The 13399-nt window shown below is 64.6% G+C and carries 14 protein-coding genes; 9 read left to right on the top strand and 5 right to left on the bottom strand.

Annotated elements, in window-relative coordinates; translation table 11 throughout:
- Positions 1-64: 64 nt before the first annotated feature.
- The gene (locus tag HAP48_RS15840) at positions 65-871 is read right to left on the bottom strand and encodes an undecaprenyl-diphosphate phosphatase (RefSeq protein ID WP_029081040.1); all 807 of its coding nucleotides are present in this window, start codon (positions 869-871) and stop codon (positions 65-67) included.
- A gap of 263 nt (positions 872-1134) precedes the next feature.
- Between HAP48_RS15840 and HAP48_RS15835 the strand changes: the two genes are divergently transcribed.
- The 3 genes from HAP48_RS15835 to HAP48_RS15825 are packed head-to-tail and all read left to right on the top strand — an operon-like array spanning position 1135 to position 3798.
- Positions 1135-1827 carry a glutathione S-transferase family protein gene (locus tag HAP48_RS15835; RefSeq protein ID WP_166212843.1) on the top strand — a complete coding sequence of 231 codons (693 nt, stop codon included), beginning with the start codon at positions 1135-1137 and terminating at the stop codon, positions 1825-1827.
- Positions 1776-2966, top strand: a complete 1191-nt coding sequence (gene queG, locus HAP48_RS15830) for a tRNA epoxyqueuosine(34) reductase QueG (protein ID WP_166212845.1) — start codon at positions 1776-1778, stop codon at positions 2964-2966. The genes HAP48_RS15835 and queG overlap by 52 nt, the downstream gene beginning before the upstream one ends.
- 34 nt (positions 2967-3000) lie before the next feature.
- Positions 3001-3798 (top strand): acyl-CoA thioesterase domain-containing protein, encoded by a 798-nt coding sequence (locus tag HAP48_RS15825; RefSeq protein ID WP_166212847.1) that lies wholly within the window; start codon positions 3001-3003, stop codon positions 3796-3798.
- 121 nt (positions 3799-3919) lie between these two features.
- Here HAP48_RS15825 and HAP48_RS15820 read toward each other — a convergent pair whose 3' ends face one another.
- The 3 genes from HAP48_RS15820 to HAP48_RS15810 form a co-directional block, all read right to left on the bottom strand.
- The gene (locus HAP48_RS15820; RefSeq protein WP_166212849.1) at positions 3920-4390 is read right to left on the bottom strand and encodes a nuclear transport factor 2 family protein; all 471 of its coding nucleotides are present in this window, start codon (positions 4388-4390) and stop codon (positions 3920-3922) included.
- Between the two features lie 180 nt (positions 4391-4570).
- A complete protein-coding gene (locus HAP48_RS15815) occupies positions 4571-5899 on the bottom strand; it encodes an IS1182 family transposase (protein ID WP_166211244.1) in 1329 nt (442 codons plus the stop codon).
- Positions 5900-6034: 135 nt separating this feature from the next.
- A complete protein-coding gene (locus HAP48_RS15810) occupies positions 6035-6847 on the bottom strand; it encodes an alpha/beta hydrolase (protein WP_166212851.1) in 813 nt (270 codons plus the stop codon).
- Positions 6848-7074: 227 nt separating this feature from the next.
- On the opposite strand from HAP48_RS15810, the gene infC reads away from it, so the two are divergent.
- The 3 genes from infC (at position 7075) to rplT (ending at position 8690) form a co-directional block, all read left to right on the top strand.
- A complete protein-coding gene (gene infC / locus HAP48_RS15805) occupies positions 7075-7614 on the top strand; it encodes a translation initiation factor IF-3 (protein WP_029081034.1) in 540 nt (179 codons plus the stop codon).
- 438 nt (positions 7615-8052) lie between these two features.
- Entirely contained in the window at positions 8053-8253 is a 201-nt protein-coding gene (rpmI, locus tag HAP48_RS15800) for a 50S ribosomal protein L35 (RefSeq protein WP_008539890.1), read from the top strand.
- Between the two features lie 77 nt (positions 8254-8330).
- Positions 8331-8690, top strand: coding sequence for a 50S ribosomal protein L20 (rplT, locus tag HAP48_RS15795; protein WP_029081033.1), 360 nt, complete (start codon positions 8331-8333; stop codon positions 8688-8690).
- A 2-nt stretch (positions 8691-8692) separates the two neighbouring features.
- On the opposite strand, the gene HAP48_RS15790 is transcribed toward rplT, so the two are convergent.
- Positions 8693-9073 carry a hypothetical protein gene (locus HAP48_RS15790; RefSeq protein WP_175612323.1) on the bottom strand — a complete coding sequence of 127 codons (381 nt, stop codon included), beginning with the start codon at positions 9071-9073 and terminating at the stop codon, positions 8693-8695.
- A gap of 260 nt (positions 9074-9333) precedes the next feature.
- On the opposite strand from HAP48_RS15790, the gene pheS reads away from it, so the two are divergent.
- The 3 genes from pheS to pheT all read left to right on the top strand — a co-directional run bounded on the left by pheS (position 9334) and on the right by pheT (position 13378).
- Complete coding sequence (gene pheS, locus HAP48_RS15785) at positions 9334-10416, top strand: phenylalanine--tRNA ligase subunit alpha (RefSeq protein ID WP_166212856.1); 1083 nt, start codon at positions 9334-9336, stop codon at positions 10414-10416.
- Positions 10417-10502: 86 nt separating this feature from the next.
- A complete protein-coding gene (locus tag HAP48_RS15780; RefSeq protein WP_166212858.1) occupies positions 10503-10973 on the top strand; it encodes an endonuclease domain-containing protein in 471 nt (156 codons plus the stop codon).
- Positions 10970-13378 (top strand): phenylalanine--tRNA ligase subunit beta, encoded by a 2409-nt coding sequence (pheT, locus tag HAP48_RS15775; protein WP_166212860.1) that lies wholly within the window; start codon positions 10970-10972, stop codon positions 13376-13378. The genes HAP48_RS15780 and pheT overlap by 4 nt, the downstream gene beginning before the upstream one ends.
- The last annotated feature ends 21 nt before the right edge of the window (positions 13379-13399 follow it).

Raw genomic sequence — 13399 nt, 5'->3', positions numbered from 1 at the left:
TTCATGACTGAAAGAGCTGTGGTTATGGGTCCCTGCTTTCGCAGGGACGACGGTGGAGTGTACCTTACCTTCCCATCGCCAGCGCGATCAGGCCGAGGGTGCCGACGATCACGCGCCACCAGGCAAAGAACGTGAAGCCGCGGCGGGTGACGAAGTTGAGGAACGCCCGCACCACGATCATCGCCGTGATGAACGACACCACGAAGCCGACCGCGATGACGCTCAGATTGTCCGAGGTGAAGTCGGCGCGGTTCTTGTAGAAATCATAGGCGAACGCGCCGACCATGGTCGGGATCGCGAGGAAGAACGAGAACTCCGCCGCCGAGCGCTTGTCGGCGCCGAGCAGCATCGCGGCCACGATGCTGGCGCCGGAGCGCGATACGCCGGGGATCATTGCCAGGCACTGCGCGACGCCGATCCAGAAATACATCAACAGCGGGAACCGGGTCGCATCGTCCTCGTACACCTTGAGATCGAGCTGATCGACCCAGAGCAGGACGGCGCCGCCGACGATCAGCGTGAAGCAGACCACCCACGGATTGAACAGGAATTCCTTGATGTATTTGCCGGCGATCAGGCCGATCACGACGGCAGGCAGGAACGCCACCAGCACGCCGATCACGAAGCGGCGGTCGTCGGGATTGGAGAACATGCCGAGCGCGACGCGCCACAATTTGACGAAATACAGCGCGACGATCGCGAGGATCGCACCGAGCTGAATCAGGATCGCAAAGCTCTTCCAGAAATTGCCTTCGCCGAGATTGAAGAAGCGTTCCGCGAGCAGCAGGTGGCCTGTCGAGGAGACCGGCAGGAACTCGGTGACGCCCTCGACGATGCCGAGAATCACCGCTCGCAGCATATCCGTCATCATGATGTGGCCTGCCCCGTGTGGAAAACGGGATTCTTCTCGCTTATTCGCACATTGGCCGCAATCGCAAAAAATCGTCAAACAATGGGTTACCTGACCGATTTGCTGGGCTATAGCGTTTTTGTGACCCGCACCGTCTGCGGGGGTGGCTACCGGTTTGCGTGCTGACGCGACATAGAGACGACCGGGTCAGGTCTGGCCAAATCACAGACCCAGGTCACACAGGTTGATGGTTTCTTAATCGCCGCGGAACTACCAAGGACTTCATGTACACGCTGTATCACCATCCGTTCTGTCCGCATTCGCGATTCATTCGCCTCGTGCTCGGCGAGTACGGGCTCGATCTGCGTCTGGTGGAGGAGCGGGTGTGGGAGCGGCGCGAGGCATTCCTGGCGCTCAATCCGGCGGCAACCACGCCGGTCCTGATCGCCGAAGGTTTTCCGCCGATTCCGGGGGCGCCCGTGATCGCCGAATATGTCGACGAGGCTCATGGCCTCGATGCCGGCGAGCGGCGGCTGATGCCGACGTCGACGGCCGAGCGCGTCGAGGTGCGCCGGCTGGTGGCATGGTTCAACGAGAAATTTTTCGAGGAAGCCTCCAACCCTCTGGTGACCGAGCGGATCTACAAGCGCTTCATGAGCGAGGACAATGGCGGCGGCCCGCCGGCCCCCGACATCATGCGCGCCGCCAAGGTCAATGTGCGCTATCATCTGAGCTATATCGGCTGGCTCGCGAAGACGCGGAACTATCTCGCCGGCGACCGCCTCACCTACGCGGACCTCGCCGCCGCGGCGCATCTTTCGGCGATCGACTATCTGGGCGACGTGCCATGGAGCGAGGACGACGCAGCAAAGGCGTGGTACGCGCGGGTGAAATCCCGCCCGTCGTTCCGCCCGCTGCTCAGCGAATGGCTGGCGGGGGTGCCGGCGTCGCGCACCTATGTGGACCTCGACTTCTGAACCCGGCGGTCCGGCTCTCTCCTGCCGATCTCAAGGCGGCACTGACGCGCGAGGCGCGCGCGCTCGGCTTCGATGCCGTCGGCTTCACCGGCCCTGACGCGATGCGCGAAGCCGGGCAATACTTCCACGAGTTCCTCAACTCCGGCGGCCATGGCGACATGGACTGGCTCGCCGCCAATCCGGAGCGGCGCGCCGATCCACGCGTGCTGTGGGGCGGTGTGCGCTCGATCATCATGCTCGGGGTCAATTACGGGCCCGACGACGATCCGCTAAAAATTCTCGCGCGTCGATCGCATGGCGCGATCTCGGTCTATGCCCAGGGCGACGACTATCACGACGTGATCAAGAAGCGGCTGAAGATTCTGGCGCGCTGGCTCACTGCTGCGACCGGCGACGAGGTGAAGGTGTTCGTCGACACCGCCGCCGTGATGGAGAAGCCGCTCGCACAGGCCGCCGGCATCGGCTGGCAGGGCAAGCACACCAATCTGGTGTCGCGCGAGTTCGGCTCGTGGCTGTTTCTCGGCGCGATCTATTCCGCCACCGAGCTGCCGCGCGACGATAGCGAAGCCGATCATTGCGGCAGTTGCCGCGCCTGTCAGGACATCTGTCCGACCGCGGCGTTTCCGGCCCCCTACACGCTCGATGCGCGGCGCTGCATCTCGTATCTGACGATCGAGAACAAGGGCCCGATCCCGCACGAATTCCGCAAGAGCATCGGCAACCGCATCTATGGCTGCGACGATTGCCTCGCGGTGTGTCCGTGGAACAAGTTCGCGCAAGCGGGACGTGAGCAGAAGCTCGCGGCACGCGATGCGCTGCGCGCGCCCGCGCTCGGCGAGCTGGCGCGGCTCGACGATGCCGCTTTTCGCGCGCTGTTCACGAAGTCGCCGGTCAAGCGCATCGGCCGCGACCGCTTCATCCGCAATGTGCTGATCGCGATCGGCAATTCCGGCGATACAAACCTTGCCACTGAGGCACAGCGGTTGCTCGACGATGCAAGCCCGCTGGTGCGCGGCGCCGCGGTGTGGGCGCTGTCGCAACTGATCGCCCGCGATGCGTTCGCGGCGCTGGCCTCACGCGCTGGCGGCGAGCCTGATGTCAGCGTGCAACAGGAGTGGCGCGCGGCAGCGGCCTCTTGATTTCATCGCGGCATTCCCGTCATGGTCGACAACCATGACAAACCAGCCCTTCTTCACCAGGCACGGCGACGGCTTCATGCCGACGGCTGTTGCGAACGGACCGTGGAGCCCGGAATCGATGCACGGCCGCGTCGTGATCGGCCTGCTCGGCTTCGTCATCGAGCAGCGTCACGGCTCCGACGACTTCGTCCCGGCGCGGCTGACAGTCGACATGTTTCGGCTGCCCAACATCACGACGCCGGTCGAGGTGACGACGAAACTCGTCCGCGACGGGCTCCGCATCAAGATGATCGAGGCCGAGTTTGTCTCCGGCGGCACCAGCATGGCGCGCGCCTCCTGCCAGTTGTTGCGCAGGACGGAAAATGCGCCGGGCAATGTGTGGTCGCCGCCGAACTGGACGGTGCCGCGGCCTGCGGACATTCCAAAGCCGGCCGATCCGAGGCTCGGCATGAACGGCAAATGGGAGACGCGGCCGATCGCAGGCCACATGGGTTCGCTCGGCGAGCGCCGGCTCTGGATGAGCGAGGTGCGCGAGCTCGTCGCCGGCGTGAAGATGACGCCGTTCGTCCATGTCGCGACCGGCGCGGATTTCGCCAGCCCCTTCGCCAATGCCGGCGACCAGGGGCTCGGCTACATCAACAGCGACGTCACGATCTATCTGCACCGTTTGCCGGTGACCAACTGGATCGGCTTCGAGGTCGTCAACCACCACGCCACCGACGGCGTCGCGATCGGCGAATGCTGGCTCTATGACGAGAAGGGCCCGATCGGCACGTCGACCGTGGCGGCGCTGGCGCAGCGCAAGCCGATGACCAATCCGCCGCCGCCGTAGACTCTCGCCATCGTCGCAGGATTCTCACCCCGTCATTGCGAGGAGCGCAGCGACGAAGCAATCCATATATCAGCGTATGCGGAGCGATGGATTGCTTTGCTTCGCTCGCAATGACGGCGAATTACTCGGCCAAATGCCGCTTCATCTCCGGCCGCTCCTTCAGCGCGGCACCCTGCTTGCCTACGATCTTGGCGATCCGCTCCGGCGCAAAATTCAGATCGACGAAGGCCGGCGCGGTGTTGGCGACCTCGTGGTATTCCGTGATCTTGCCGTTACGCAGCCGCATGATCGCGACGCCCTCGAACATCGCCCGCGCCCCCTTGGCTTCCGGCAAGGTCGAGCGGTAGCTGAACGTGTAGCGCGCATAGAGCGTCGCGCCGTCAGAGACGGGATCATGCATCACCCAGCGGAAATCGGTCGCGGTCCGGTAGAACCAGTCGTCGATCATCTCGGCGATTTTGGCGTGGCCCTTGAACGCGCCGTAGAACACGTCATGATAGACGCCGTCCTCGGTGAAGAGATTTGCAAACGCCTTGCCGTTGCGCTGCTCGACCGCGTCGCAGAACGCGCGCAGCATGTTCGTTGTGTCCATTGGCGTTTCTCCCCGGTGTGTGTGGCCCATCCTTCGAGGCTCGCTTACGCTCGCACCTCAGGATGACGTCTTTATCCGTAGCCGTCACCCTGAGAGCTTGTGAGGTTTTTGCCTGTTTGGGGCGAGGCTGGGCTGGTTGTCGGTCGATGATGGAGTTTGAGTTGACTGATTAGTTCGCTTTTACGCGGCGCGGAGGCGGATACCTTGCAAGATGTTGTTGGTGAGGGCGAACCAGAGCACGACGGCGCGGACCTTTTCGATGCCGCGCACGGTCAATTGCCGCAGGTCCCAGTTGCGCCAGCGGGCATGGATGCACTCGCAGGTCGAGCGGGTTTTGTATCGGGCCTTGCCTGCCTCGCTTGCCATCCGTGCGCGCCAAGCCAACACACCCGGACCGTCGCCGCGTCGCGGCAGGCACGGGTCTGTGCCATGCTTGGATTGCGTGGGCGGACAAAACACCTCGACACCTTCGGCATGCGCCCATTCGATGTCCTCGGCGCTGCCAAAGCCGCCGTCGACGAGATGGCGCTTGGGTAGACCGCCGGGGCGCGTACGCTGCTGCTCCAGCATCGGCCGCATCAAGCCGCGATCGGACCCGATGCTGGTAACGTTGAGCCCGGTCACGATCTGCTCGCCGGCCGCACTCGTCACCTGCACGTTGTAAGCGGGGCGGAAGCCGCCGCCGGCCATCTTCATGACCCGTGCATCGGCGTCCGTCGTGGAGGCCCGCGGCTCTTTCGGCTTCTTGCCATTGCCACGCTTTTCTTCACGCTCTTTGCGCCGTTGCTTGATCTCGGCGAGCGCCGTCTGCGCCGCTTTCAGGCGGCCCTGGCGCTCACGCGCAGCCCGCTCTCGAGCGGCCCGAATGCGCTGATTGCTGGCATCCGAGCGTGCTTCAACCTCTCCTTTGAGGTCTTCAACCACCGCCTCAGCCTGTGCCAGATGCTTGTCCAGCGTCGCCTCGCGCCGGAATGAGGCGGCCCCGGCGCTGGCGCGGACCCGTACGCCGTCCTGGGCCAGGGTCTCCAGATCGACCAGGCCGGCCTTCGCCAGCGCCGCCAAATGCTCGCAAAGCAACCGGTCGAGCAGATCGGCGCAGCCCACCCGGAAGTCCGCCAACATGTGATAGTTCACCGATACCCCGCCGCACAGCCAGCGGTAGGCGTCGTGGCTCTCGCAAAGGCGCTCCAGGGCACGCGCGCTGCCGACGCCCTCGCTGGTGGCTGAGAGCCACAGCGCCAGCAAAAGCCGCGGCGATGTCGCGGGGTGACCGGGGCGATCGCCGCGAGCCTTGATCCGGTCCTCCAGATCGCTCAGATCGAGCCCTTCGACATAAGACCAGATCAGGCGCACCGGATGGTCTTCCCCGATCAGACTCTCGATATCCACCGCACGCAACGCGATCTGGTCGCGTTGCGGCTCGCGCAGCCGCGGCGCCCCGCGCGCTGTCGCTTCAGCCGGCGGCTTTGCCTGCTCCGGCAAATCCCCAAACAGCTCATCGGCAGCCATCGTCGCCTCCCGCGATTCATCGTCGCCAGACAACCACATCGCACAACAATCCGGACAAATTTGCTCGGCTCCCCGCAAAAAAATCACATCCTGTGAGGTGCGCGCCCTTGCGCGCCTCGAAGGGCGGCGGCGTGGCTAAATCTCCGCCACCGCGGCGATGATCCGCGCGATGTCCTGCGGTCGCGACAGCCGGTGATCGCCGTCCTGGATCATGGTCAGCACCACGTCGTCGGCCGGCAGCCGGTGCACCAGCGCGAACGCGTGCTTCCACGGCACGTCGGGATCCTGCGCGCCCTGCAGGATGCGCACCGGACAGCCGACGTCGATCTTGCTTCCGAGCAGCAGATGATTGCGGCCCTCCTCGATCAGGTTGCGGGTGATCGGATAGGGCGAGCCGTCACCATAGTCCGACGGCCGCAGCCACAAGCCCTTGGTCTCGATCTCGGCGCGGATCTCCGGCGGGAACGCCTTCCACATCAGCTCCTCGGTGAAATCCGGCGCCGGCGCGATCAGCACGAGGCCGGCGAGCGACGCACGGCCGCTTCCGCGCCTCGCAATCTCGCGCGCCAAAAGCAGCGCCATCCAGCCGCCCATCGAGGAGCCGATCACGACCTGCGGCCCGCTGCAGAACTGCGAGAACACAGCAAAGCTCTCCTCAAGCCAGCGGCCGATCGTGCCGTCGGCGAAATCGCCGCCGGATTCGCCATGGCCGGAATAGTCGAACCTGGTGCAGCCGCGGCCGTGCTCGGCGGCCCATGCGTCGAGCGCGATCGCCTTGGTGCCGGTCATGTCGGACTTGAAGCCGCCGAGCCAGAACAGCCCCGGCGCGCCAGTTGCGCTGCCGGGAGCGGCACCGGCACGGGCGCGCACCGCGATCCGGCGCGCCCCACTGCCCTCGCCGACCTCGATGAAGGCGGGTTCCTGCCCGGATGCGGCGGTTTGGCTCATGGTTCGGTCACTCGCGTGTCAGACATCTGCTTTTCAATCGTCGTGCGGCGCCGGTCAACGGCGGCAAGTCCGCCTTGCGGAGGAGCAGTGCCCGCTATATGTGCCGGGCGTGGCTAAAATGCCTCGCAATTGACGGTTTTGCCGCTTAGAAAGCGAGTTCGCTTGCCCGTTGCAGCATCTTGCTTCAAAATATCCGCCTTCCCTTTCACAACTTTGGAGAGTTACCCATTCGCCGTCCCAATAGAGCCCCGCCCACAGTCGCCAAAGACGGGCCGCGCACCAATGATGAGATTCGCAACGCGCAGATCCAGCTGATCGATGCCGCCGGTGTCAACCAAGGCACCGTCGAAACCATGGTGGCCATCAAGATGGCCATGGAAGCCGGCATGGACCTCGTCGAGATTTCGCCGAATGTCAGTCCTCCGGTCTGCAAGATCATGGACTACGGCAAATACAAATATTCCGCGCAGAAGAAGGCCGCCGAAGCCCGCAAGAAGCAGAAGGTCGTCGAGATCAAGGAGATCAAGCTCCGCCCGATGATCGACGATCACGACTATGACGTGAAGATGCGCGCCATGCAGCGCTTCTTCGAGGAAGGCGACAAGGTCAAGATCACCTTGCGCTACCGCGGTCGTGAGATGGCGCACCAGGAGATCGGCACCAAGCTTCTGGACAAGGTGAAGGCCGACGTGGCCGAGTTCGCCAAGGTCGAGCAGGACGCGAGGTTCGAGGGCCGCCAGGTGGTGATGGTGCTGGCGCCGCGCTAGTTCGAGTTAATCGATTTCAGCATTTGGAGCGGCCCGCCGGATCGGCGGGCTGTTTCGTTTCGTAGCCCGATGCTGCCAACCTCCCCTTGAAAAGGGGAGGTCGCTTTGCTCGCCCGAGCAAAGCGGGTGGGGATCATCTCTTTCGGCAGGCCACGGCGTCTGCGGCTGACGCCCATCCCGGCCTTCCCCCTTCCAGGGGGGAAGGAGAAGAGGCCGGGTCCCACCCGCCGGTTCCATCCCGCAAAGCGTTGCAAAACAGCCGATCCTCTGTCATAAGCCGGCCTTCGCCGCCCGGCTGATCAAGGGCTGCCGTGGCGACGTATCGTGCAGGTTCTTTCAATTCGGAAAAAACCATAGCACTTCCAACGCTCTAACGAGCATTTTAGCCGACCGAACGCCTCTTTGGGCGATATTCGTGTTGGGCGACAGGAGAGCCAAATGCCCAAGTTGAAGACCAAGTCGGGCGCTAAAAAGCGCTTCAAGGTGACTGCCACTGGCAAAGTCATGCACGCCCAGCGCGGCAAGCGCCACGGCATGATCAAGCGGACGAAGAAGCAGATCCGTCAGCTCCGCGGCACCCGCGTGCTGTTCAAGACCGACGGCGACAACGTCAAGAAGTACTTCTTGCCGAACGCCTGATCGCGCTGATCCGCTTGAACCCCGCCGCGACCGTGCGGCGCCCCGTCACCTCTTCTTAGATCTCAAGGATTTCCGTCATGTCTCGCGTCAAACGCGGTGTGACCTCTCACGCCAAGCACAAGAAAGTCTTCAAGGCCGCCAAGGGCTATTACGGCCGCCGCAAGAACACGATCCGCACGGCCAAGCAGGCCGTCGAAAAGGCCGGCCAGTACGCCTTCCGCGACCGCAAGCGCAAGAAGCGCACCTTCCGCGCGCTCTGGATCCAGCGCATCAATGCCGCGGTCCGTCCGTTCGGCATGACCTACAGCGTGTTCATCAACGGCCTGTCCAAGTCGGGCGTCGTCGTCGACCGCAAGGTGCTGTCGGATCTCGCGATCCACGAGCCGGTTGCGTTCCAGGCGATCGCCGAGAAGGCCAAGGCCGCGCTGGCGGCCTGATCCTAGCGGGCGTTTAGCGCCTTGTGCGAGTAGCGCTGGGCGACTTCCGCCCGGCAGAACGCCGTGAACGAGCGGTACATAGTGCCGCTCTCGTTCTGGTATTTGGCGTCACAGCGCTTGAGCCGGCTCGCATAGACCTTCTTCTGCGATGCTCCGAGGCCGGGCAGGAAGTCCGCCTCGCATTTCTTCTCGACGGCGGCGCCGAGCAGGACGTCGCCGCTCGCCCCGAACTCGCAGACCCGAAACACCTTCATCGCGCCGTCACAGCTGCGCTGGGCGTTGATGGTGTCGACGATCTCGTCCTGGGTCATGGACTTGTCCATGCAAACCGCCGCCAGCGCCGGTGTGGCTGATATCGACATGATGGCGGCCAAACTGGCCATGGCAACTCGGGCAGCGGTCAGGCGGGGTCTCAAGGGCATCGGGCGGTCTCCTCACATCCCACTTGGGTAGCGTCCCCCGCGCGCGGGGTTCAACCCTGCCGGTCATATGCCCGAAATGACCGGCTTTTTGCTTGACGTTACGGCCTTCGGGCGGCGACAACCCAGCCGAATTTTTGGCGCATGGTCCGCAAAGGCGAGCACCGGTTCGGGTACCGGTTTGTCCCGCCAGATCATGCGCCGCTCAAGCGCAGGAATTGACCGTGTCCGACCTCGCAACGCTCGAAAAGTCCATCCTCGACCAGATCGCCGCAGCCGGTGACGAAGCCGCCCTCGAGGCGGTGCGCGTCTCCGCCCTTGGCAAGAAGGGCTCGATCTCGGCCTTGCTCGCCACTCTCGGCAAGATGTCGCCAGAGGAGCGCAAGACGGAAGGCGCCAGGATCAACCTCGCCAAAGATACGGTGACCCAGGCGCTCGCAGCCAGGCGCGACGTGCTGAAAGCGGCCGCGCTCGATGCGCGGCTTGCGGCCGAGACCATCGACGTCACGCTGCCGCTGCGCGAGGCGCCGGCGGAGACCGGCCGCATCCATCCGCTGAGCCAGGTGTTCGAAGAGGTCAACACCATCTTCGCCGACATGGGATTCGCAATCGCCGACGGTCCCGACATCGAGACCGACGACTACAACTTCACCAAGCTGAACTTCCCGATCGGCCATCCGGCGCGCGAGATGCACGACACCTTCTTCTTCAATCCGAAGGAGGACGGCTCGCGCATGCTGCTGCGGACCCACACCTCGCCGGTGCAGGTGCGTACGATGCTGACGCAGAAGCCGCCGATCCGCGTGATCTGCCCCGGCCGCACCTATCGCATTGATTCGGACGCGACCCACACGCCGCAATTCCATCAGGTCGAGGGCCTCGTGATCGACAAGGGCTCGCATCTCGGCCACCTCAAATGGATCCTGCACGAGTTCTGCAAGGCGTTCTTCGAGGTCGACCACATCAACATGCGGTTCCGGCCGTCGTTCTTCCCGTTCACCGAGCCGTCGCTCGAGGTCGACATCCAGTGCCGCCGCGACAAGGGCGAGATCCGCTTCGGCGAGGGCGAGGACTGGATGGAGATTCTCGGCTGCGGCATGGTGCATCCGAACGTGCTGCGCGCCTGCGGCATCGATCCTGACATCTACCAGGGTTTTGCCTGGGGCATGGGCATCGACCGCATCACGATGCTGAAATACGGCATCGCCGATCTGCGCCAACTGTTCGAAAACGACGTCCGCTGGCTCAACCACTACGGCTTCAAGCCGCTCGACATCCCGACGATTGCGGGGGGATTGAGTTCGTGAGCCTCGTTCTCAACCACACATGCACCGGGACTCTCTCCGTTCCCTCCCCCCTTGTGGGGGAGGGTCAGGGAGGGGGGTAGCCCAGGATGCCGCACGCAGTCGTCAGCGAACGTCAGCGCAACAAGGCGAAGCAGCTTCGCCAGACGATGACGCGCGCCGAGACGCTGCTGTGGCGCCACCTCAAGGCAAATCGAATGGACGGCATCGGATTTCGCCGTCAAACGCCGATCAAGAACTACGTCGTCGACTTCGTCTGCTTTTCCGCAAACCTCATCATCGAGCTCGACGGCGAGACGCATGATTTCGACGAACGCCAGAAGGCGGACGAACGTCGTGATGCTTTCTTCAACTCTGAAGGCTTTCGGGTTCTGCGCTTCACCAACGAGCAGGTGATGTCGAACCTCGAGGGTGTCGTAGAGGCGATCCGCGAGGCGACTCAAGCCGGAGCAAGCGGCTTACCCCCCTCCCTGACCCTCCCCCACAAGGGGGGAGGGAACGGAGAGGCCGACCAAAACAACTCTGTAACCACCAACAAGAACCGAGGCATGCAGCCGTGAAGTTCACCCTCTCCTGGCTGAAGGAACATCTCGAGACCGACGAGCCGCTCGACAAGCTCGCCGACAAGCTCACCATGATCGGGCTCGAGGTCGAGAACATCGAGGACAAGGCGAAGGCGCTCGCGCCGTTCACCATCGCGCGCGTGATCTCGGCCGAGCAGCATCCGAATGCCGATCGCCTGCGCGTCTGCATGGTCGACACCGGCGACGGCGGTGCGCCGGTACAGGTGGTGTGCGGCGCGCCGAATGCGCGTGCCGGGCTGATCAGCGTGTTCTCGGCCCCCGGCACCTACATCCCCGGCAAGAACATCACGCTCGGCGTCGGTACCATCCGCGGCGTCGAGAGCCGCGGCATGCTGTGTTCGGCGGCCGAATTGCAGATCTCCGAGGATCACGACGGCATCATGGAGCTGCCGGCCGACGCACCGCTCGGCAAGGGCTATGCCGATTGGGCCGGGCTCGGCGATCCCACCATCGAGATCAATCTGACGCCGAACCGGCAGGACTGCACCGGCGTGCACGGCATCGCGCGCGACCTGTCCGCCGCCGACATGGGCAAGTTCAAGGACCAGGGCATCAGGCCGATCAAGGGCGAATTCCCCTGCCCCGTCCAGGTGAAGGTGGAAGACACCACGCTGTGCCCGGGCTTCGCGCTGCGGCTGGTGCGCGGGGTGAAGAACGGCCCGTCGCCGGAATGGCTGCAGAAGCGGCTGACCTCGATCGGCCTGCGCCCGATCAACGCGCTGGTCGACATCACCAACTTCATGACCTATGACCGCGCCCGCCCGCTGCACGTGTTCGACGCCAGGAAGGTGATGGGCAACCTCAGCGTACGCCGCGCGAAGGATGGCGAGACGCTGCTCGCGCTCGACGGCCGCACCTACACGCTCGACAGCAATGTCTGCGTGATCGCCGACGAGCACGGCGTCGAATCGCTCGCCGGCATCATGGGCGGCGAGGCGTCGGGCTGCGACGACAACACCACGGACGTGCTGATCGAATCGGCGCTGTGGAACGAGATCAACATCGCGCAGACCGGCCGCAAGCTCGGCATCAATTCGGATGCGCGCTATCGCTTCGAGCGCGGCGTCGATCCGGCCTTCATGGTGCCCGGGCTCGAGCTCGCGACCAAACTGGTGCTGGAGCTGTGCGGCGGCACGCCGTCCGAGAACGTCGTGGTCGGCAAGCAGTTCGGCGAGGACCGAATCATCGACTTCCCGCTCAGTGAGGTGAAGCGCCTTGCCGGCATCGAGGTGCCCCTGGTCGAGGTGAAGCTGATCCTCACCCGGCTCGGCTTCATGCTGGCCGGCAACGGCCCCGTGGTGAAGGTCGCGGTTCCGTCCTGGCGCACCGATGTGCACGGCAAGGCCGACATTGTCGAGGAGATCGTGCGCATCGTCGGCGTCGACAAGGTGCCGATGACGCCGTTCGAGCGTGGCGAGGAGCCGCGCAAGCCGGTGCTGACGCCGATGCAGCTGCGCACCCGCCGCGCCAAGCGCGCGCTCGGCGCGCGCGGCATGGTGGAGGCCGTGACCTGGTCGTTCATCACCAATGACGCGGCAAAGCTGTTCGGCGGCGGCCAGAGCGAGCTGGTGCTCGCCAACCCGATCGCGGCCGATCTCTCCGACATGCGGCCGAGCCTGCTGCCCGGCCTCGTCGCCGCGGCTCAGGCCAACATCAATCGCGGCACTCCCGACGTCGCGCTGTTCGAGGTCGGCCAGGTGTTCCGCGGCGACCGGCCGGAAGACCAGCTAGTAGCCGCCTCCGGCGTGCGCCATGGCTATGCCTCGACGAACGGAGCGGGCCGTTCCTGGACCGGCTCGGCGACAGCGGACGCGATGGACGCCAAGGCCGACGCCTTCGCCGTGCTGGCGGCCGCCGGCGCGCCGATGCAGGCGGTGCAGATCGTCCCCGGCGGCCCCGCCTGGCTGCATCCGGGACGCTCCGGCACCATCCAGATCGGCCCGCAGAACGTGCTCGGCACCTTCGGCGAGCTGCATCCGCGCGTGGCCGAGGCGCTCGGCGCCGATGGTCCGATGATCGTGTTCGAGGTGATCCTCGAGCGCATTCCGGAAGGCAAGCAGCGGGCAACCCGCGCCAAGCCGGTGCTGGAGCTCTCGGCCTTCCAGCCGGTGTCGCGCGACTTCGCCTTCATCGTCGACCGCAGCGTCAAGGCGGGCGACATCGTCCGTGCGGCGCAGAATGTCGACAAGAAGCTGATCACGGCTGTCACCGTGTTCGACGTCTATGAAGGCAAGGGTATCGATCCCGACAAGAAGTCGATCGCGATCGCAGTCACGATCCAGCCGCGCGAGAAGACGATGACCGACCAGGAGATCGACGCCGTCGCCGCCAAGGTCGTCGCCGAGGTGACCAAGAAGACCGGCGGCACGCTGCGGGCGTGAGCCGCCAGGCAGGCTGCGCGA

This window comes from Bradyrhizobium septentrionale (assembly GCF_011516645.4).
Lineage (GTDB): Bacteria > Pseudomonadota > Alphaproteobacteria > Rhizobiales > Xanthobacteraceae > Bradyrhizobium > Bradyrhizobium septentrionale.
Note: the sequence above shows the minus strand (reverse complement) of the source record. Positions and strands in the feature narration are given on the sequence as shown.